Raw genomic sequence first — 18,651 nt, 5'->3', positions numbered from 1 at the left:
ATAAGGTTGCCTGAACTAACTTATCCACATCAGGCGGCTGTGGTATTCTTGGAAGCCCTACACAACCAAGAGAATATTTTAATGCTTAAATCTACGTTAATTGCTAAATGCCTTTTTCAATGCGGCATGATTGCCGATGTAAAAAGTGGCGAATATGCGGTCAAAAATATCTTCAATGAGCATTTTCCTGATCATTCCTTTGATGAATGGAACACAAATCTTTCATCAAGTGTTGTTAATAAATATTTAAAAGAAGGCAAAGGTGCAAACATAATAAGAATTAACGTTCTTATTGAGAACCTTTGGGATTTTTAGTTGTTGAAAATGCCTTATTTTTATGATGAATAGTTTTTCCGTTTGCATTAGCTTCGCTTTCAAGGGATACCTTATCCAGATATAAAGTCTCAGTTGTTGCCGCTAAAAATGATAAGTAGTCAACAGATACGGCGCCTTTAGTGTTCAAGTAGCACACAGTGGCGCCATTGATTTTTAGCTCAATGATGTTGCCTTTGCTTTTATCTGCCGCGTCACACATACCTAATACCCCACACATTTAAAATTTAGCTAAGCACTAACAGTAACCGCACACATATCCATGCACTCTGCAATTTCTTCGTCGAGCTTTTCGAGTTTAGATTGCAGCTCATCACGCTCGTTACGTAGTTTTTGCAGGTTGTTAATTTGTTTGGCTTTTTCTAGTGTCCACTCGCGCACATCATCCTGCGACATTGGCACACTAAAAGTTACGATTGGTTCATTTGAATTAGTTTGCATTGAACACCCCCTAAGTTGTCTTTGGTATAAATCTAATCCAGCTTAGGGGTTGTGTCAATAAGAAATCTAAATAATCTTAGTATTTTTGCTTGGGAGGGTTAGAGTTCAAACTGAACACTTCTGACGACGCCTACTATTTCACAGTTTCCATTGATAGGGATGCTTGGATATCTGGGGTTTAAAGGAAGTAAAAATCTACTCGGTCCATCTATTACTAATTTTTTAACGGTTACTTCATTAGAGCCTGATAATCTTGCAACAACAAACTTTCCACTAATAGGCTCTACGTTCGGGTCAACAATAATATGTGCTCCCTCCGGTATTGATGGCATCCCCAATGGGTTGGTCATCGAATCACCCTTTACTATTAACGAAAACGCCATAGGCGATACCTTCATGCTAGTTTCAATATATTCTAGGTCGTCATTAAATATTTCTTCTGGTGGGTAATCAGTAAACATTCCAGCCTGAACGTAAGACAGCACAGGTATTCTTTGGATTGTAGTAACTACAGCATCAGCATCTCTGGTTGGTATACCATATAGGATGTAAGCTTCTGATGTATTGAAATATTTTGCCAGCTTAATTAATGCTTCTCCATTGGGTAAGTTAAGATCTCTTTCCCAGTAACCAACAGCTACGTCAGAGACACCACAAAACCTCCCTAAATCTTTCTGGGATGTTTTGGATATTTTTCTCATTTTTTTAATTCTTTCTCCTACCGTTTCCATTAGCTCTCCATTAGTCATTAAAAACCTAAGTTATCTTATTTTTTATTGACCAACATAAAATTCGGCTTTATTATCTAAGTATTCTTAGTGCAAGGGGGTCGTATGACAACAAATCAAGTTGAACAATATTTCGGAAGCGGGACTAAAGCTGCCGATTTTTTCGGTATTAGCCCAGAAGCTTTTTATCAATGGAAAAAAAGGCCTAACCAATTGATACCCAAAGGTAGGGCTATCGAAGCTGATTACAGAACTAAAGGTGGGCTTAAGTTTAATCCAGCGCTCTATTAAAAAGTACCAAAACCAACTAACTGAGTTAACTACCAACAAAACAACGGAATTGTAGATATGTGCAAACAAACATTAAAAGAAGTCGTGAAAGAAATGTGTAAAGCATTCCCTGGTGGTCGTTCAGCGATGGCGGGTGCATTGGGTATTTCTGAAACTACTTTCAATAACAAGTTGTATGAGAAAAACGGCTGTCGTTTCTTTGAAAACGATGAGCTTGAAGCAATTGAGGAATTATCAGGTACCAAAGCGCTGGTGGAGTATCACATGGATCGTCACTCGATGGTTCCTGCAACAAAAGTTGAGCCTGAGAATTTAGATGCAGTCGAGCTCTTTGAAATTCGAATGAACCTTGGTGCTATGCAAGGTGCGTTATCTGTATTGATTCAAGACAGCATTTCTGACGGTGTTCTAACACCAGATGAAACAAAGGCTATCTACCGAAAGATGGAAAAAGTCTTTGCTTATGCGCTGGGGTTTGTTGGTTCTTTGGAAAGTGTTTATGGGATTAAACAATGATGAGCATAGCTAGAAAGGTTGACGCCCCAGATATGCGGTCCGAGGCGTCGGGTGCTAATAACAACTTGTGTGGAGTAACTAGCATGAGCAGTGTAAACCAATTTCAATCAAAAAAGCAATTTAGATGCTTACCTGTATCGAAATGTGGTCCGTTTCAATATGTAGAAATCATAACCTCAGCTGACGAGTCGGGCAACTACCAGACCGAACAACAATTGGTAGATAGCAAAGCCCTAAGAGATAGCTGGGCTAAATACTATTTCCGCAGTGGGAGAGAGGTTAGTGAGCAATGAAAAGCATAAAAACCTTAATCGTTACTTCCGAGATAAGCGAGGTCGTATTGTCCATGTTGTTGAGTGGGACAAACCAAGGCAACGGGTTGTTTTCATGCTCGATGACTATGAGCACCCCTGTTTCGAGCCCCTCGAACAATTCAAAAAATATTACACAGAAGTTAAGTAAGGTGGCTGTATGAGTAGCTTATTACTCCTTAAAACCCGCCCACAAATTGTTATACCTGAGCTGGCGGTTCGCTTGGGCTTGAATGAGGCTTTATTGCTTCAGCAAGTTCAATACTGGCTATCTGAAACCTCGTCAGGTGTTGATCATGACGGTAGGCGCTGGGTTTATAACACTATTGAAGAATGGCGTGAACAATTCCCGTATTTTTCCGAATCCACAATTAAACGTGCATTTAACAATTTAAAAAAATTGGGCGTATTAAATATTGAGCAAATCAATAAACGCACCCATGACCGCACAAATTATTACTCTATAAATTATGAACATGCGTTGTTATCCGATGAGGTCAAATTGAACTCATCGAACAGTTCAGCCGAAGCCTCTCGAACAGGTCAAAATGAACCCATCGATAAGCGCAAAATGAAATGTTCGAACAGTACCAAAATGACCTCATCGAACGGGTCAAATTGCCCTGATCTTACAGAGAGTACTACAGAGAATACACAAGAGATTACAACAGAGAGTAACTCTTTTTGTCAGGCTCATGCTGAGCCCGACCATGCGCAAGCTGTTTTAGATCATTTCAACAAGGTCACTAACTCAAGTTATCGCGATGGTAAAACAACTATGGGTCATATCAGAGCCCGTCTAGCTGAAAATTACACCTCAGAGGATTTAATTCTGGTGACTGACTACATCACAGCCAAGTGGCTAAATGACTCAAGAATGAGTGATTACCTACGCCCGAAAACATTATTTAGCCCTGAAAACTGCATGGAGTACTTTGAAAAAGCTCAGAAATGGAGTGAGGCTGGTCGCCCCGTCTGTGTTAACGGCAAATGGCTCAAGCCTGGTGAAGTTGCTGTAAGTATCGATCCGGTAGAACGTGACAATGCTTACACACGGATCATTGGTTCTAGGTTAACCCCTAAAAATCGGACGGAAGAAATCGCAGCTGAATTAGCGGGTAAACAGGGTGTTCGTAACATGTCGGATTTTGTAGGTCGCAAGGCATGGTTAGGTATTTGGCAACAGGCAGCAGAGCTAGCAGCGAAAGAGGTGACAGCATGATGCGTAGTGAAACTAAAACAATCTATGGCGTTGACGTGCTAGGCATGATTGCCATGTTCAAACAGCTACGTAAATGGAGCACTATTCGCAAGCTTCGTAACAGATGGAATCAATCTCGTCGTGACTTGGTGACCTGCAGGAAGTTTCGCCACTTAGACCATCATGCTGACCATTTTCAAGTTCAGCAGCGTTATAAGCATATGCGCGAGTATGTTAAATCCCACCAGCAGCGAGGGGCTATCTGATGAATAAATACATTCAAAGCCTCGAGGCACTTAAAGCTAAACCACGACATAAGCTTAATGAAATTGGGGATCAGTGGTGTACACCCGATGAGTTGTACTGGGGTATCAGCTCGATATATGGGCTATTCAAACTCGATTTATTTACTGACGGTAAAAACACTAAGGCACCTAACTTCTACACTGCAGAAGATAATGCTTTAACTCAAGACTGGTCGGAAAAGCTAAAAGAAGTTGGCGGTGCTGCATTTGGTAATCCACCATATTCACGCAGTTCATATCACGAAAAACAGGCTATAACGGGTGTTGGCCACATAATGAACCACGCCTTTGCAATGAGAGAGAAAGGCGGTCGCTATGTTTTTCTTCTGAAGGCGGCAACAAGTGAAAGCTGGTGGCCAGAAAATGCAGATCATGTTTGCTTTATTCGCGGTCGTATTGGGTTTGAGCTCCCTGCGTGGTTTAACCCATCAGATGATAAACAGAAGCCAACGGGGGCATTCTTTGCTGGCGCTATTGTCGTTTTTGATAAGTCATGGACAGGTAAACCATTTGATTATATCAAGCGTGAGGATCTAGAGGAACGAGGCAGAATATTCATAGAGCAAGTTAGGTGGTTAGCGAAGAGGGTGGCTGCATAAAATGATAACTGAATACCAATACACGCAAGGAATTGAAGTCATTAGGATTGGACGCGAATTTAAAACAATAAATGCAGCGATCCTAAAAAATGTTGCTAGTTATTCACCATCCGCTGCACACCGAACTTTTGAAATGCTGGAAAAAATTGGCTGCATAAAATATGTCGGCAATTTCCCTGCAGGGAAAACTAAGCAGAGGTCAAAGCAATACAGCATCGATCCCCATGCAATTACAAAGCTAAAGGCAGCGTGGGAGACAAAGTTAGAGGAGAAGGAAAAACCAAAGAGGGCAGAAAAGCTTAAAGCGCAGCCACCAGCTGAGCCTAAAAAAGTGGACGAAATCAAGAAGTGTGAGCCTGAGCCTCGATTCGAGTGTGGCATTAAAGTTGTCGAAAAGGCTTACATAGGCGATATGGGAAACCAATCACTAAAGCAATTAGATCAGTTGCTGGCGGAGGTGAGAGCGTGATTATCGGTTATTTCATGAATACTAGATTACTGTTTTTAATAACTATGATTTCAGGATGGGCCGCTGTGGGATTTGAATTGATTTATTTACCTGTCAGCTTTCTAGTAGCTTCATTCATGGTTTATCTAATTATTCCCTTTGCTATTTATATCTGCATTCCCATGTTACTGAAAAAGAAATCGGGAGGCAGTCGTGGATGAAATTCATCAGTGCAAATGCGGCAGTGAAGATCTGCATATTCTTACCCTCGAATACCGCACTTGGTTTTATGTTTATTGTCATAGCTGCGGGAAAAAAAGCCCTGCAATAAATGATAGGACAGAAGCGGTAAGAATTTGGAATGAGGTGGTATCAAAATGAATTCTTCAATTACTTTAATACTCCCATTTCCACCTAGTGTTAATGCTTGCTGGCGGAATATCAACGGTAAAACGTTAATCAGTGCAAAAGGGCGTGCATTTCGGGCTAGTGCAATAGCTGCTATTTATACCCAATTAAGACCAAGGCCTAGGGTAATTACTGAAAATGTATCCGTCATTGTGAAGATGTACCCACCCACTTATCACAGAAGAGATATTGATAACTATCTAAAAGCACCATTTGACGCCATCACCCATGCCAATATTTGGAAAGACGATGAGCAAGTTAAGCATGTTGATATCACTTGGTGTGAGGTAGTTAAAGGTGGTCGATTTGAAATTGAGATAAGGCCTTTCAATGCAGAATTGGAGAAAATATCATGAGCCACCAATGGATATTAACTCCAATATTAATACCTGAGCTTAGTGCGGTGATATTTAGACCAGGAGCACATTTAAATACATTCAGTGGAAGAATGTTGCTCATGACTTTACCTGAGGAGCTAAAACATAAACCATCAGGCCTTATCTCTCTTTCTGACCAATACCTCAGCGGCGTAGTTGGTGATGAACGGGTATCAAAACCTGTATTAAATTTAACCATCGATCCGGAGCCACCAGCTAGTTTTATGCTAAAGCCAAAACTACTGCGCTGGACAAATGATAAATACCTGCAGTGGGTTAAATCACAGCCATGTTGCGTATGCGGTGCTACATCGGACGATGCACATCACCTAATCGGTCATGGTCAGGGCGGAATGGGTACTAAGGCTCATGATTTGTTCACTATTCCATTGTGTAGAGTTCACCACAGCGAGTTGCATAAAGATCCGAGGGAATGGGAAAGGGAGCATGGAAGCCAAATAGATTTTTTATTTCGATTCCTAGACCGTTCAGCGGCATTAGGTGTTTTCGGTTAATGCGTTGTGCGGAACGCAGGAGACTTTTTGCATGAGAGATATTCAGTTAGTTTTACAGAAATGGGGCACATGGGCTCATGAGGGGAATAGTGACGTTGATTATTCTTCCGTAGCTGCTGGCTTTAAAGGTTTACTTCCAAGCACAAAAAAAACGAGAGAAAGCTGCTGTGATGATGATGGTATTGCGGTTGATGCCGCCGTTAATAGATTGAAAAAGAGTAATTCATATTTATTTCAATTAGTTATTCTTTATTACGTAAAAAACTGCACATTAAGAACGCTAGAAAAAAAATTAGGGATATCCCATAACGAAGTTGCAAAGAGGCTACAGTATGCAGAGGGTTTTGTGGAAGGGTGCCTAGCAATTGCCGAAATAACACTGGAAATGGACAGAGAAGTTAGAAAAGAGTGTATATATGGGCTTGCGTAATTACAAAACTCAATATATTGTGATAAGAGTGAATACGTTGTCACCTAACTTATAGAATGAAACCTCGCCATTTGTGCGGGGTTTTTGCTTTTTAGCGCATAGTTTCTTTACAATCCACAAAATATAGCTACTTTTATATAACAAGTGATTGATTAATTGCTGATTATAAAGGGATTGTATTTATGGGGATCTTTCATGTATTACAGGTAGCGGTAGCTGCACTGGTATTAGTTCTTCTATTTGTCGCTATTCCACATTGGGTAAAGTAATTAGTAGCTGAAGAGTTGAGCTTGCGCAATTTAAACTGTGAACTATATTTAATTTGCGAACTACATCAGTTGTAAGATAATCAACCCTAATCAAACCCGTCAGCAATGGCGGGTTTTTTGCTTTCTAGGCAATGAAAACTCTATTTGTCAGCTTCTATCTTGCACATAGCGGCATTAAAGCGAGTAGGGTTTTCATTGTGGAGAATGCCAAGGCTGATTGGCTAACTCGCATGGGTTAACTGTACTTATCAGGATAGAAGCACACACGCCATGGGGAGCCTGAATGCATACACTCTCAGCGTATGCCTCCACAACACCATTTCGAACAACAAAATATTCCAAAAATTATTCCAAGGGCTGCGCATTGCGTGGCCTTTTTCTATTTAAGAGGGCGCCAAATGAAAACAATCCAAGTTACGGTGACGAAGCTCAATGGCTCCGTCTCTTTTGAAGTACACCAAAACGGAGAGCGCCTGGTCAAAGATGCCTTTTATGGAAAAACAAGCACTCAGTTTGCTCGGAAATATCGTGTTAACGGCACATCTGATGATTTGGTTGTCACTATCACTCATAGTGAGGGTGAAAATACAGGTGTTACAGCTAAGTTTATTAATTAAAAGTGAGAGAGGTGGTTATGAGTAAAAAGTATGAATATAGTGCAAATGACTTCACCCACACTGATTCAGCTATCAATGTTCAGGTTTGTGTTGCGCCAAGTAATTTTAATTTACTGCCGATTTTTACACTAACAGTACGGGTTGAAAAGAAAGACGGTGAAGATATTGATTATTACCGTGCTGAAGCAATTAAGAAGGCAAAAGCAGTCATTGCAGATATTGCGGAAGATGCCGTACAAGGCGATTTACATCAAAATAAAGCTGAATTTTCAGGCGTTATTGTCACTAGTGGTCCAAGCCTAGAAGAGCGCGTAATAGCATTAGAAAAACAGCTCACTGACATGCAAGCGAAAGCGAGCTGTGCCATGAACGTCAGAGGTACTATTGAAGCTAACTCTGTGTAACTTCAAATGACTCAATGAGTGCGGCAAGGGCTAAAAGAGCTTCTTTAGTAGCTGAATTATTATTATCTGAATCAAATCTCAACGCATTAACTATATTGTTTTTAACTGACGGGGTCTTGTGGGATATAGCCGTGATTGTATAAGCAAGGGCAGATTCAATAGCATACAATCTCGCGCTAGTATCTAAATTATTACTATATTGCATAAATTTCCTCACACCGAAGTTAATCAGCCATCCCTTCGGTAAGTCACATAGGGCTGAACCTCTAACTTAACCTAAATATCAACTGAATTCATTAACCCACATTAGCTTCTGTAGCTGGTGGATTTCTATTAAATCAAGAGAATAAATCATTTATGAGCACATCAATAGGGATAACCCTCGGTGCTGCTGGCGGTGGCGCGATGGGCGGTTTCCTTATTGGTGCCGACTATGGTGTTGTGCTAGGGGCAGTTATTGGCGCTTCAATTTCCGTCATTGCATCTAAAGATAATAACCGACGAAAGATACTTCATTTTATTTTGGCGTTAGGTGCGGGGATCCTCATTGCTAAAGAAGCCTCAGATTTTATTGCTCAGGTATGGCAGTGGGAAATTAGCCCTAAGATAACAGCCATTATTATTTCGGCTTTGTTAATCCCCGTTTTGGTGCTTGCTGCAAACAAAGACAACCTTAGAAAGTTGTTTAGTCGTATTGCCGCATCAATAGACCGAAACTTTAGCAGTATCGTACAAGCTATTAAAGATTGGCGAAATAAAGGGGGTAACTGATGGATGCCTTCTTAACGATTTTTACTGACATAGCCTGCTGGATAGATACTCATCCATTAGGGGTTGCTGATATTTTGTTTAAATCCGCCTCAGCAATCACCGTGTTTTTGTGTCGTTATGCTAAGCGCCGAGATTCGATTATCGGCACAGTCTTATTTGTTTGTTGGGTTTATCAAATTTATCAAACGGCGGTGGGCGAGCGTATAGCAGCATCATCAGATGTATTGTTTAGTGGTGTTTTATTTACCGTTATCTTCTCTGCGGGTGGAAACATCATGTCGGTTGTTGTCATTAGTAAATTAATAGCCCGAATCAAATCAATCTGGCTGCTAATTAAGCGGCCTTTTACTTTTATGGTGAAGAAATGAAATTAAGTAAACATTTCGATAGTAATGAATTTGCATGTAAAGACGGGTGCGGAGCAAATCAAGTTGAACCTAAGTTGGTTGAAATACTTGAAAGTGTTCGTGCCCATTTTAGTAAGCCAGTAATTATTGTCAGTGGCCGTCGCTGCACCAACCATAATAAAAGTGTAGGTGGCGCGCCTAGATCACAACACTTGTTAGGCACTGCGGCAGATATCAAAGTCAAGGATGTAGCGCCTAAAATAGTGGCTGATTATCTTGAATCTATCTTTCCTGATAGCTACGGCATTGGTCGCTATAAGACATTCACACATATCGATGTGAGAGGATATAAAGCACGATGGGGCAGCAATTAAGCATACTAACCAAAGCATTAATGGCCACTTGTGCCATTTTATTATTTTGGCTTGTTTGGGTTGTGAATGACTATGACAAATTAAGTGATAAGTTTGATAAAAAAGCAAATGAGCTAGCCGCCAATCAATTCATATTGTCCACCGTTTTAGAACTTTCGGTAACATTCAATGAAATCTCACGAAATAACCTTAGGGAACGCGACGCGGCAGCAGTGGCTTCTGAAACGGTTAAAACCATTATCAAAACCGTTATTGTGGATGATAAGTGTGCCGCTATTGATGCTCCTCGTGATGCTACTATCGAGCTGCACAACCACGCGAATAGAATACGTTCAAACGCCATCAGTGCCCATTCCAGCTCATTTACTCAATGATTGTTTGCCTGAGTACATCCCTGAGACATTTCCTTGGGGTGACTCTCTATTGATAAATGAGTCGCTACTAACGGTGATTGAGCAGTGCAATTTAGATAAAAAAGCCATTAGAGAGATTGAAGCGGCTAGAAATAACTAGTGAGGTGCTATGTACACATCAAAAACAGGATCTAACTATCATTTGAGTCTTAAGATGGTCATCGTTAACCTTTTTCGTGCTATATTTTTCCCATTGTTCGCATTATGGATGCTATGGAAAATAAATATGTCCAGTAAAAAGGAAATACTCGAAGATTTAGCTAGGTATAGGTCAAAAGGAGATGCTTTATATAAGGATTTATATGATGTATCTACGTCAGCGTTAAGGCTTATGTCTGAATTGGAGATGAGACTGCGGCAGAATGGTACCGAAGAAGATCTACGACTCATCGATGAAATAAACAAGTTTGCTGAAAGAGTTATGGAAGCAACCATTCATTCCAATGAATACGCAACCTCCTTACTAAAAGATTACGGGCAAGCGTTAAAGAAAATAGGGAATAGTTGAGGTACATTGCATGACAAACTCTGTACGTAAGGCGCTAGATGGATTAAATAATTCGATTCATAGTAATGAGCCAACATTTGCAAAAATAAATGAGGGTCAGCAGAAAGAGATTTCTAGAGCTGATAATGAAGCAAGAGGAAGGTTAACAACGTTTTTTGTTCGTGGTTTCTTTTTTTCCATTGCAGGCGGCGGTTTATTTGTCCTCTTATATAATTATTGCGCCATTTTATGGATTGAGTCATTAAGTGATCGCGGGCTTGTTGAGGCCGCGAGTAAGGTATCTTTACTTGAGCTGGATAAGGTTTTATCACTCATAATCAGCGCTCTCGGCACCTCACTTGGTTTTATCATCGGTTATTATTTTAAAGAAAAGCACTCATCTTAAAACCTAATTCAATAAATCAATATTGAGCCTCTGAGAAATCAGGGGCTTTTTAATATCTACAGGAGTACTAAATGCCTAATCCAATCATGAAATATTTTGAATACCAACATCTACCAGCTCACTTGCAAGAGGTTAGTAAGCCTATTGGTGATTTAGCTAAGCAGATGGATGAACAGTTACCAGATGGTGCCGAGAAGTCAGCGGGACTTCGCAAGTTACTTGAGGCTAAAGATTGCCTTGTGCGAGCTAAATTAGGTTAGTTGTAATAAAAAAATCCCCTTTTGCGAAAAGGGGAAAGGATTTATTTAGTTTATTGAACTAATTTTTGATTATGAATACCCAAATGTCGTAAGGGCGTGAGCATGATACCAATATAAGTTAAATAATCTAGGTATAAATTGTTACGAAATACGGAAAAGAATATTGAAAAACGCGTATGCAAATAAAAAAAAGCCTACACAGCGGTAGGCTAAAGTATTGCTTTACGATGAATATCAGCGTTAAGCCTAGCAGGTTATTTCAAATGCGCAATTATATTGGTGATTATCAAATGACATAAAAAAAGCCCTCTATAGAAGGGCATATCTAATGGAAATGTAGCTTTATAATTATTGTAGTAAGGCCAGTCATCCTTGACCAGCGGCGAGATATTATCACTACTTATTACTTAATCCAAATCGGAGTACGGCCATCAGCTAATCACTGGTGGCTTTTTCATTTATGGAGACAGTTATGTCAGATAAAAAAGAAATAGCCACCCTATCTATAAAGATATCAGTCGATAGCACTGACTTAGATAAGCTGGAAGCGCAACTAAAGCGCATTGAAAGGCTGATGGTTAGCACAGGATTAAAGCAGCCAACAAGCGTAGGTTTTAGTGCTGATAAGTTCTTTATTACAAATGGTCAGGTGCTTATTAATGAAGAATGCATTGAACAAGCCAAACTAGAGAAAATAGTACTGCCGCCAGAAGAACACACTGAAAAGGCACTGACTTCACCAGCAGCCATACTACGAACAAGTGAAGCTATCTCCACTGAGCAGTCAGAATTCGAAAAGTTTAAGCTGCAGGTTGAATCTGAGTTTAGTCAATTGCAAGCTCAAATAAATGGTATTCAATGTGCATCTGCTGTCAGTGAGCAATCGACAGCGCAACACCTATCTGGTCTACAGCGTCAGGTTACTGAACTTGGTAAAGAGGTTGAAGAGGCAAGGCTGAAAGGTAGTCTTAATGCAATGAATATTATCAGCATAAAACAGACAATGGAGCAACAAGAGAAGTTGATGATCCAGACTATCAAAAGTGTTATTGCTGAAGATGTAGCGAGAGGCGGTCCATTGTGTCGCGCCCTACGGTAAAGAAGACCAATGTCTACGGTGGTCGGTGGGCAAGGGTTAGGCTTAACCATCTTGCTAAGCATCCCTTATGCGTGATGTGCCAAGAGCAAGGTCGCATTACTGCAGCAACTGTGGTCGACCATATCACTCCACACCGACTGAAGGACGCGCTTGACTCAGGCAGTGCCGAACAGATAGCCAAAGCCCAAAAGTTATTCTGGGATACCAATAACTACCAAAGCCTATGTGCGTCACATCATAACTCTACTAAGCAGCGCATGGAGAAGAGTGGTGTTGTTGTCGGCTGCAGTGAAGATGGTATTCCGCTTGACCCTAATTCACATTGGAATAAATAACATGACTAATCAAAAGTTAGTGAAATTATCTAAGCTATTTAAAAATGGTCACTTCGTCGGCCATGCATTGAGTGTGGATGGACAGCTATTGAGTAACCAAACCTCGGTCATCCTACCACCCACCAATGGAGCAACTAATTCGGTAGAGGTTACGGTCAAGCTTACCTGCACTAATGACATGGTTACTGATGCGCCTGATATTCACTTGAAATAGTTTCAATCTGAAATCATAACGGTAGGGGCGGGGTAAAAGTTCAAAACCTTTGCCTTAAATTACCGACCGTAGTCATTCGTGTGCACAACCGCGAAATGAAAAGTTTTTTTCTGGGAGGTTCCGATGGCAGGAAGACGCCCGAAACCGACCAACTTGAAATTGGTAACGGGTAATCCGGGGAAACGAAAACTTAACGACAAAGAACCCAAACCTCGGCGTGAAATTCCAAGCCCACCCGAACACTTAACGGATTGGGGAAAAATCGCATGGGCAAAATTAACCTTGCTACTTGATGGTATGGGCGTTTTAACTATTGCCGATGCTTTGGCTTTGGAAAGGCTTTGTGATATCTACGCTGATATTCTTCAGCTACGCGACACGATAGCAATTGAAGGTCGCACTTATACAACAAAAACCCAATTGGGTGATTTTCTGATTAAAGCGCACCCAGCAGTAGCAATGTTGGCTGATGCGGATCGCCGTTTTAAAAGTTATTTAGTCGAGTTCGGTTTGACTCCGGCAGCTCGCTCAAAGGTGAAAATCGATGGTGGAGAAGAAGAGGAAGACCCGCTCAACGCGTACTTCGGTTGACCCTGCAACGCAATATGCCCAAGACGTTCATGACGGTAAAATTCTTGCTGGCCCCGACATTCGAAATGCTTGTGCTAGACACCTTAAAGACCTGAAAGAAGCTAAACAACGAGGTTTAGTGTGGGATATTGATGCAGTTCAGCGTGCAATTGGTTTCTTTGCAAAGGTACTAAAACTTAATGGTGGTGAGCACGAGGGGAAGCCTTTTATTTTGCTGCCATGGCAATGTTTCGTGGTTGGTTCGATTTTTGGTTGGCAAATGGAAGATGGCACTCGTCGCTTTCGCATGGTGTATGTTGAGTCAGGGAAGGGCTCGGGCAAATCACCTCTAGCAGGTGGAGTAGGTCTTTATTGCTTAACGGCTGACAGTGAGCCGCGCGCTGAAGTTTATGCCGCAGCAACGAAGAAAGACCAGGCTATGATTTTATTCCGTGATGCGGTTGCAATGGTTGACCAATCACCCGCATTGAGCCAGCGGATCACAAAATCAGGTGGTACAGGTAAAGAGTGGAACTTAGCCTTTTTAAAAACAGGGTCATTTTTCCGACCGATTAGTGCTGACGATGGGCAGTCAGGCCCACGCCCTCATTGCGCATTAATTGATGAAATTCATGAGCATAAAAATAATAACGTTGTTGAAATGATGCGTGCTGGAACTAAAGGTCGACGGCAAGCATTGATATTTATGATCACTAACAGTGGCCATGATAAAACCAGCGTATGTTATGACTACCATGAATACGGTCGAAAGGTCGCTGAAGGTTCGATTGAAGATGACAGTTTCTTTTCTTATATCTGTTCACTTGATGAGGGTGACGACCCCTTTAAAGATGAATCGTGCTGGGGAAAAGCCAACCCCTCTTTAGGTTATACCTTTACTGACCGTTATTTACGGGAGCAAGTTACGCAAGCCCAAGGCATGCCAGCTAAAGAAAGCATTGTCCGTCGGCTTAATTTCTGCCAGTGGGTGGATGCCGATAATCCATGGATAAATGGTGATACATGGATGAATTGTGAGAAGGCGTTCACATTAGAGGATTTACAAGGCGAGGAATGTTATGGCGGCCTAGATTTATCAGGAACGCGAGATTTAACCGCGTTAGCGCTTTATTTTCCAAGAATTAAACATCTTTATGTTGAGTTCTGGACACCGAAAGACACCCTGTTAGATAGGGCTAAAACTGACCGCGTTCCCTATGATGCTTGGGCTAGAAAAGGCTTTATCCACACACCACCCGGTAATGCCGTTAAATATGAGTTTGTTGCTGAGCGAATTGCTGAAATCACAGCGCATGTAAATTTGCTCGCGATTGCATTTGACCAATACAGGATCAAATACTTAGAGCCTAAATTAGATGAGGCGGCAGTCACAGTACCCTTAGTTCCTCACGGGCAAGGTTATTATAAGGCGAAAGATTCTGGCTTGTGGATGCCTCACTCAATTGAATTATTTGAAGGGTTAATTGATGACCAGACCATTATTATTCATGCAAATCCCTGTTTACGCTGGAACGCAGCCTCGGCTGTGACGGAAGCAGACCAAAAAGAAAACCGTATATTTGCAAAAAGGAAGAGTACGGGGCGTATCGATGGCGTTGTAGCTTCCGCAATGGCAATCGGTGCATCAGAAGAGGAATACGAAGACGACGGGGATATTGAAGGTTTCTTTGATGATCCAATTATAGTGGGGATCTAAATGAGCAAAATGAAAAAGCCGGGGCGAATCAAATCGGCAATACTGAATTGGATGGGTGTTCCAATGAGCCTCACCGATGGTACCTTTTGGGCTGAATGGTCAGGCAAAAGTAGTAGTGGGAAAATCGTCACTGCGGATAATGCATTGCAGCTTTCTGCAGTCTGGTCTTGCGTCCGATTACTGAGTGAGTCAATTTCAACATTACCGCTAAAAATATACCAAACCAAGGAGGATGGTTCTCGTGTGCTAGCTAAAGATCATCCAGCATATCGGGTGCTTTGCCGCAAGCCAAATTCAGAAATGACCCCCTCGCGGTTTATGTTGATGGTTGTGGCCAGTTTATGTTTGCGGGGTAATGCTTTTGTAGAAAAGCTCTATATTGGTCCAAAGTTGGTGTCATTGAACCCGCTATTACCTCAAAACATGACTGTAAAGCGGTTGGAAAATGGAAAATTAGAGTATACCTACACAGCATCGAAAGGCGTAAAGCGGGTCATTGACTCAAAAAACATGATGCATATCAGAGGGTTTGGTATGGATGGTGTTTGCGGCATGATACCTATTCAAATTGGTAAAGATGTGTTCGGAACGGCGTTATCTACTGATGAAGCCGCAGGTAAAGTCTTTGAAAACGGATTACAGACAAGTGGCTTGCTAACCTCCAAAACTGCGTTGAAATCTGACCAACGCGAGCGGTTGCGGAAGCATTTGACGGCATTTTCCGGCTCTAAGAATGCTGGTAAGGTCATGATCCTAGAAGCGGACTTATCATTTCAAAATGTCACGATGAATCCCGAAACGGCTCAGTTGTTACAAAGTCGAGGGTTCAGTATTGAGGAAATTTGTCGCTGGTTTCGTGTGCCGCCCTTTATGGTAGGCCATGCGGATAAACAGAGTAGCTGGGCATCGAGTGTGGAGGGGATGAATATGCAATTCCTGACCAATACTTTGCGTCCCTTATTGGTCAATATTGAGCAAGAGATCAATCGTTGCTTGCTTGACAGTGATGACGATTATTACGCGGAGTTTTCTGTTGAGGGGCTATTACGCGCAGATAGTGCAGGTCGCTCAGCTTACTATACCACGGCATTGCAAAATGGCTGGATGAGTCGAAATGATGTACGACGGTTAGAAAATTTACCGCCTATTGACGGTGGTGATATTTATACCGTTCAACTTAACCTTACGCCGATTGACCAGCTCGGGAAAGATAGCGCGGGTAATGAAGCAGAAAAACTCAAGGCACAGTTAAGCAACTGGTTATTTCCTGAAGGCAATCCATCAGCTCAAGATAATAAACCTTCCCCTGAATATAACAAACCTCATTCCGAGGAGTAAATCGAATGAAAAAAAGTCATTTGCCAGTTGCGCTGGAGGATCGCCCCTGCGCATCGATTAGCTATGAACTTAAACCTAAAGCGCTGGATAAGTGGAATAGTGGTATTCGTGCAGCCAGTTTTGACAACACCATTTCGGTATTAGACGTGATTGGTGAAGATTATTGGGGCGAAGGCGTCACAGCTAAGCGTATTTCTGGTGCGCTCCGAGCCATTGGGAACAATGATGTTGTCGTCAATATCAATAGTCCGGGGGGGATATGTTTGAAGGGCTTGCGATTTATAACTTACTCCGTGCTCACTCAGGAAAAGTTACCGTAAACATCTTAGGTATTGCGGCTTCAGCGGCTTCCATTATTGCTATGGCGGGCGATGAAATACAAATGGGCCGTGGTGCCTTTTTGATGATCCATAACTGCTGGTCAATAGGGGTTGGTAACCGGCACGACTTTGCAAAATTAGCGGCAGACTTAGAGCCTTTTGATAAATCAATGGCCGATATCTATGTTGCCAGAAGTGGACAGCCTGAAAGTGTTGTTAGCAAAATGATGGATGATGAAACCTATATCGCATCAAGTGATGCAATAGCAAAAGGTTTTGCTGACAGGTTGCTTGCTGCTGATGAAATTAATGATGGTGATGAAAGCCCTCAAGCCGCTATACGTAAGCTCGATGCAGCCTTGGCTAAAGCGGAAATGCCGCGTTCTGAGCGACGAAAACTGATTAGTGCTTTAACGGGAAGTATGCCGGGCGCTACTTCCGATCCTAATGGTATGCCAAGCGCTACCAACGAAATAAACCCAAAAACCTTATCTGATTTGCAAGAGGCCGTAAGAGCCTTTGCAAAAACTAATTAATTATTGGAGACATTATGTCTGATACAAATGAATTATTGAAAACCTTGTCAGCAACAATCAAAGAAGCCAACGAAAAATTTACTGCTAAAGCGGAGGAGGCTCTAAAAGAAGCAAAAGCATCTGGTGATTTAAGTGCATCAACTAAAAACACCGTTGATAAAATGGCGTCCGAATTGCATGCTTTAAAGTCAGCGGAAACAACTTTAAAGGCCGCATTAGATGAACTGGAACAACATGTTGCTCAGATGCCGCTTAATAATGCTCTGAAAGTGGTTCAAAGTGTTGGTCAGCAATTTGTTTCAGCTGAAGTACTAAAAGATATCAACTCTAGTATTCAGGGAAATAAACGAATTTCTGTGCCTGTTAATGCTGCCTTAATTTCTACTGACGTTGCCGAAGGGGTTGTTCCTCCTCAGCGATTACCAGGAGTCGATATTGCACCAAAGCAACGTTTGTTTATCCGTGAGCTTATCGCTCCGGGCAAAACACAATCACCTGCAATTTTCTGGGTTCAGCAAACTGGATTTACTAACAATGCTGCTGTTGTGCCTGAAAATACAGCTAAACCCTACAGTGATATTAAATTCGAGCCAAAAATTACCGCAGTAACTACCATTGCACATTTGTTTAAAGCATCTAAGCAAATCTTAGATGACTTTTCACAGTTGCAGTCACTGGTTGACGCAGAAATGCGCTACGGGTTGAAGTTTGTGGAAGAGCAGGAAATCTTATTTGGTGATGGGTCTGGAGCGCACTTACACGGCATCATTCCGCAGGCATCTAAATTTAAAGCGGAGTTTGAGGTAGAAAAACAAAATGGCATTGATGATCTGCGACTTGCCATGTTGCAGGCTCAGTTAGCGCGATTCCCAGCCTCTGGTCATGTGTTGCACTTTGTTGATTGGGCGAAAATTGAGTTAATGAAAGATACCTTAGGCCGTTATATTTTAGCGAATCCAGCGGCACTAACGGGACCTACTCTGTGGGGATTACCTGTTGTTGCCACTGAAACTGCCGCTTTCAAAGGTAAGTTTTTAACTGGGGCATTCAATGCAGGGGCTCAGTTATTTGACCGTGAGGAAACTAACGTTGTCATTTCTACTGAGAATACTGATGACTTCGAGAAAAACATGATTTCCATTCGTTGCGAGGAACGATTGGCATTAGCGGTAAAACGACCTGAAGCCTTTATTTATGGTGATTTTACGGCACCAAAAACAGGTGAATAATCCATGAAAGCGGTCAATAGGCCGCTTTTTCTTTTTGGGGTG

General features: G+C 41.7%; 32 protein-coding genes and 1 pseudogene. 29 read left to right on the top strand and 4 right to left on the bottom strand.

The genetic code is table 11. The features are described 5' to 3' along the window. Positions 1 to 6: 6 nt before the first annotated feature. On the top strand, positions 7 to 315 hold the full coding sequence (locus RB151_RS16525) for a hypothetical protein (protein ID WP_237071482.1): 309 nt from the start codon (positions 7 to 9) through the stop codon (positions 313 to 315). Here RB151_RS16525 and RB151_RS16520 read toward each other — a convergent pair. The 3 genes from RB151_RS16520 to RB151_RS16510 form a co-directional block, all read right to left on the bottom strand. Continuing rightward, complete coding sequence (locus RB151_RS16520; RefSeq protein ID WP_071548511.1) at positions 290 to 535, bottom strand: hypothetical protein; 246 nt, start codon at positions 533 to 535, stop codon at positions 290 to 292. The two genes, RB151_RS16525 and RB151_RS16520, sit on opposite strands and share 26 nt — an antisense overlap. A gap of 29 nt (positions 536 to 564) precedes the next feature. Beyond that, the gene (locus tag RB151_RS16515) at positions 565 to 774 is read right to left on the bottom strand and encodes a hypothetical protein (protein ID WP_071548510.1); all 210 of its coding nucleotides are present in this window, start codon (positions 772 to 774) and stop codon (positions 565 to 567) included. A gap of 98 nt (positions 775 to 872) precedes the next feature. Next, the gene (locus tag RB151_RS16510; protein ID WP_071548509.1) at positions 873 to 1,505 is read right to left on the bottom strand and encodes a LexA family protein; all 633 of its coding nucleotides are present in this window, start codon (positions 1,503 to 1,505) and stop codon (positions 873 to 875) included. Positions 1,506 to 1,607: 102 nt separating this feature from the next. Between RB151_RS16510 and RB151_RS16505 the strand changes: the two genes are divergently transcribed. The 12 genes from RB151_RS16505 (at position 1,608) to RB151_RS16440 (ending at position 8,193) form a co-directional block, all read left to right on the top strand. Next, on the top strand, positions 1,608 to 1,793 hold the full coding sequence (locus tag RB151_RS16505; RefSeq protein WP_071548508.1) for a Cro/CI family transcriptional regulator: 186 nt from the start codon (positions 1,608 to 1,610) through the stop codon (positions 1,791 to 1,793). Between the two features lie 57 nt (positions 1,794 to 1,850). After that, positions 1,851 to 2,309, top strand: coding sequence for a YmfL family putative regulatory protein (locus RB151_RS16500; protein WP_071548507.1), 459 nt, complete (start codon positions 1,851 to 1,853; stop codon positions 2,307 to 2,309). Positions 2,310 to 2,591: 282 nt separating this feature from the next. After that, the gene (locus RB151_RS16490; protein WP_071548505.1) at positions 2,592 to 2,771 is read left to right on the top strand and encodes a DUF4222 domain-containing protein; all 180 of its coding nucleotides are present in this window, start codon (positions 2,592 to 2,594) and stop codon (positions 2,769 to 2,771) included. A gap of 9 nt (positions 2,772 to 2,780) precedes the next feature. Beyond that, a complete protein-coding gene (locus tag RB151_RS24445; RefSeq protein WP_071548504.1) occupies positions 2,781 to 3,842 on the top strand; it encodes a conserved phage C-terminal domain-containing protein in 1,062 nt (353 codons plus the stop codon). Next, positions 3,839 to 4,087, top strand: a complete 249-nt coding sequence (locus RB151_RS24440; protein ID WP_237071480.1) for a hypothetical protein — start codon at positions 3,839 to 3,841, stop codon at positions 4,085 to 4,087. The genes RB151_RS24445 and RB151_RS24440 overlap by 4 nt, the downstream gene beginning before the upstream one ends. Next, positions 4,087 to 4,725 (top strand): phage N-6-adenine-methyltransferase, encoded by a 639-nt coding sequence (locus RB151_RS16475; protein ID WP_048608715.1) that lies wholly within the window; start codon positions 4,087 to 4,089, stop codon positions 4,723 to 4,725. The genes RB151_RS24440 and RB151_RS16475 overlap by 1 nt, the downstream gene beginning before the upstream one ends. A 1-nt stretch (position 4,726) precedes the next feature. Next, entirely contained in the window at positions 4,727 to 5,194 is a 468-nt protein-coding gene (locus RB151_RS16470) for a hypothetical protein (protein ID WP_071548503.1), read from the top strand. A gap of 356 nt (positions 5,195 to 5,550) precedes the next feature. After that, complete coding sequence (locus tag RB151_RS16460; RefSeq protein WP_071548501.1) at positions 5,551 to 5,937, top strand: RusA family crossover junction endodeoxyribonuclease; 387 nt, start codon at positions 5,551 to 5,553, stop codon at positions 5,935 to 5,937. Then, positions 5,934 to 6,473 carry a DUF968 domain-containing protein gene (locus tag RB151_RS24640; protein ID WP_071548499.1) on the top strand — a complete coding sequence of 180 codons (540 nt, stop codon included), beginning with the start codon at positions 5,934 to 5,936 and terminating at the stop codon, positions 6,471 to 6,473. The genes RB151_RS16460 and RB151_RS24640 overlap by 4 nt, the downstream gene beginning before the upstream one ends. A gap of 31 nt (positions 6,474 to 6,504) precedes the next feature. Next, complete coding sequence (locus RB151_RS16450; RefSeq protein ID WP_071548497.1) at positions 6,505 to 6,903, top strand: antiterminator Q family protein; 399 nt, start codon at positions 6,505 to 6,507, stop codon at positions 6,901 to 6,903. Positions 6,904 to 7,570: 667 nt separating this feature from the next. Next, a complete protein-coding gene (locus RB151_RS16445; RefSeq protein WP_071548867.1) occupies positions 7,571 to 7,789 on the top strand; it encodes a hypothetical protein in 219 nt (72 codons plus the stop codon). A 17-nt stretch (positions 7,790 to 7,806) separates the two neighbouring features. Then, positions 7,807 to 8,193: a DUF1327 domain-containing protein gene (locus RB151_RS16440; protein ID WP_071548496.1), complete on the top strand. Its 387-nt coding sequence runs from the start codon at positions 7,807 to 7,809 to the stop codon at positions 8,191 to 8,193. On the opposite strand, the gene RB151_RS16435 is transcribed toward RB151_RS16440, so the two are convergent. Continuing rightward, on the bottom strand, positions 8,180 to 8,398 hold the full coding sequence (locus RB151_RS16435) for a hypothetical protein (protein WP_071548494.1): 219 nt from the start codon (positions 8,396 to 8,398) through the stop codon (positions 8,180 to 8,182). The two genes, RB151_RS16440 and RB151_RS16435, sit on opposite strands and share 14 nt — an antisense overlap. 152 nt (positions 8,399 to 8,550) lie before the next feature. Between RB151_RS16435 and RB151_RS16430 the strand changes: the two genes are divergently transcribed. The 16 genes and pseudogenes from RB151_RS16430 (at position 8,551) to RB151_RS16360 (ending at position 18,609) form a co-directional block, all read left to right on the top strand. After that, positions 8,551 to 8,964, top strand: a complete 414-nt coding sequence (locus RB151_RS16430; protein WP_071548492.1) for a putative holin — start codon at positions 8,551 to 8,553, stop codon at positions 8,962 to 8,964. Continuing rightward, positions 8,964 to 9,332 carry a hypothetical protein gene (locus tag RB151_RS16425; RefSeq protein WP_071548490.1) on the top strand — a complete coding sequence of 123 codons (369 nt, stop codon included), beginning with the start codon at positions 8,964 to 8,966 and terminating at the stop codon, positions 9,330 to 9,332. The genes RB151_RS16430 and RB151_RS16425 overlap by 1 nt, the downstream gene beginning before the upstream one ends. Beyond that, entirely contained in the window at positions 9,329 to 9,685 is a 357-nt protein-coding gene (locus RB151_RS16420) for a D-Ala-D-Ala carboxypeptidase family metallohydrolase (protein ID WP_071548488.1), read from the top strand. Before RB151_RS16425 ends, RB151_RS16420 begins: the two co-directional genes overlap by 4 nt. Next, on the top strand, positions 9,670 to 10,059 hold the full coding sequence (locus RB151_RS23375; RefSeq protein ID WP_158516034.1) for a hypothetical protein: 390 nt from the start codon (positions 9,670 to 9,672) through the stop codon (positions 10,057 to 10,059). The genes RB151_RS16420 and RB151_RS23375 overlap by 16 nt, the downstream gene beginning before the upstream one ends. Then, on the top strand, positions 9,944 to 10,198 hold the full coding sequence (gene lysC, locus RB151_RS24635) for an Rz1-like lysis system protein LysC (protein WP_423810738.1): 255 nt from the start codon (positions 9,944 to 9,946) through the stop codon (positions 10,196 to 10,198). Before RB151_RS23375 ends, lysC begins: the two co-directional genes overlap by 116 nt. 126 nt (positions 10,199 to 10,324) lie before the next feature. Continuing rightward, entirely contained in the window at positions 10,325 to 10,606 is a 282-nt protein-coding gene (locus tag RB151_RS16410) for a hypothetical protein (protein ID WP_141240661.1), read from the top strand. 10 nt (positions 10,607 to 10,616) lie between these two features. Beyond that, positions 10,617 to 10,991, top strand: a complete 375-nt coding sequence (locus tag RB151_RS16405) for a hypothetical protein (RefSeq protein ID WP_071548482.1) — start codon at positions 10,617 to 10,619, stop codon at positions 10,989 to 10,991. A gap of 71 nt (positions 10,992 to 11,062) precedes the next feature. Continuing rightward, on the top strand, positions 11,063 to 11,251 hold the full coding sequence (locus tag RB151_RS16400) for a hypothetical protein (protein WP_071548480.1): 189 nt from the start codon (positions 11,063 to 11,065) through the stop codon (positions 11,249 to 11,251). A 460-nt stretch (positions 11,252 to 11,711) separates the two neighbouring features. After that, positions 11,712 to 12,350 carry a hypothetical protein gene (locus RB151_RS16395; protein WP_145927308.1) on the top strand — a complete coding sequence of 213 codons (639 nt, stop codon included), beginning with the start codon at positions 11,712 to 11,714 and terminating at the stop codon, positions 12,348 to 12,350. Next, on the top strand, positions 12,332 to 12,685 hold the full coding sequence (locus RB151_RS16390) for an HNH endonuclease signature motif containing protein (protein ID WP_071548476.1): 354 nt from the start codon (positions 12,332 to 12,334) through the stop codon (positions 12,683 to 12,685). The genes RB151_RS16395 and RB151_RS16390 overlap by 19 nt, the downstream gene beginning before the upstream one ends. A 1-nt stretch (position 12,686) precedes the next feature. Next, a complete protein-coding gene (locus tag RB151_RS16385) occupies positions 12,687 to 12,899 on the top strand; it encodes a hypothetical protein (RefSeq protein WP_071548474.1) in 213 nt (70 codons plus the stop codon). 123 nt (positions 12,900 to 13,022) lie between these two features. Further along, positions 13,023 to 13,490, top strand: coding sequence for a phage terminase small subunit P27 family (locus RB151_RS16380; RefSeq protein ID WP_071548472.1), 468 nt, complete (start codon positions 13,023 to 13,025; stop codon positions 13,488 to 13,490). Beyond that, positions 13,444 to 15,186 (top strand): terminase large subunit, encoded by a 1,743-nt coding sequence (locus RB151_RS16375; RefSeq protein WP_071548470.1) that lies wholly within the window; start codon positions 13,444 to 13,446, stop codon positions 15,184 to 15,186. Before RB151_RS16380 ends, RB151_RS16375 begins: the two co-directional genes overlap by 47 nt. Beyond that, positions 15,187 to 16,524: a phage portal protein gene (locus RB151_RS16370; RefSeq protein ID WP_071548469.1), complete on the top strand. Its 1,338-nt coding sequence runs from the start codon at positions 15,187 to 15,189 to the stop codon at positions 16,522 to 16,524. It begins immediately after the preceding gene. Positions 16,525 to 16,529: 5 nt separating this feature from the next. Beyond that, positions 16,530 to 17,380: pseudogene (locus tag RB151_RS16365) on the top strand (head maturation protease, ClpP-related). Positions 17,381 to 17,394: 14 nt separating this feature from the next. Further along, positions 17,395 to 18,609 (top strand): phage major capsid protein, encoded by a 1,215-nt coding sequence (locus RB151_RS16360; RefSeq protein WP_071548467.1) that lies wholly within the window; start codon positions 17,395 to 17,397, stop codon positions 18,607 to 18,609. The last annotated feature ends 42 nt before the right edge of the window (positions 18,610 to 18,651 follow it).

Source organism: Providencia rettgeri (genome assembly GCF_001874625.1).
Lineage (GTDB): Bacteria > Pseudomonadota > Gammaproteobacteria > Enterobacterales > Enterobacteriaceae > Providencia > Providencia huashanensis.
Note: the sequence above shows the minus strand (reverse complement) of the source record. Positions and strands in the feature narration are given on the sequence as shown.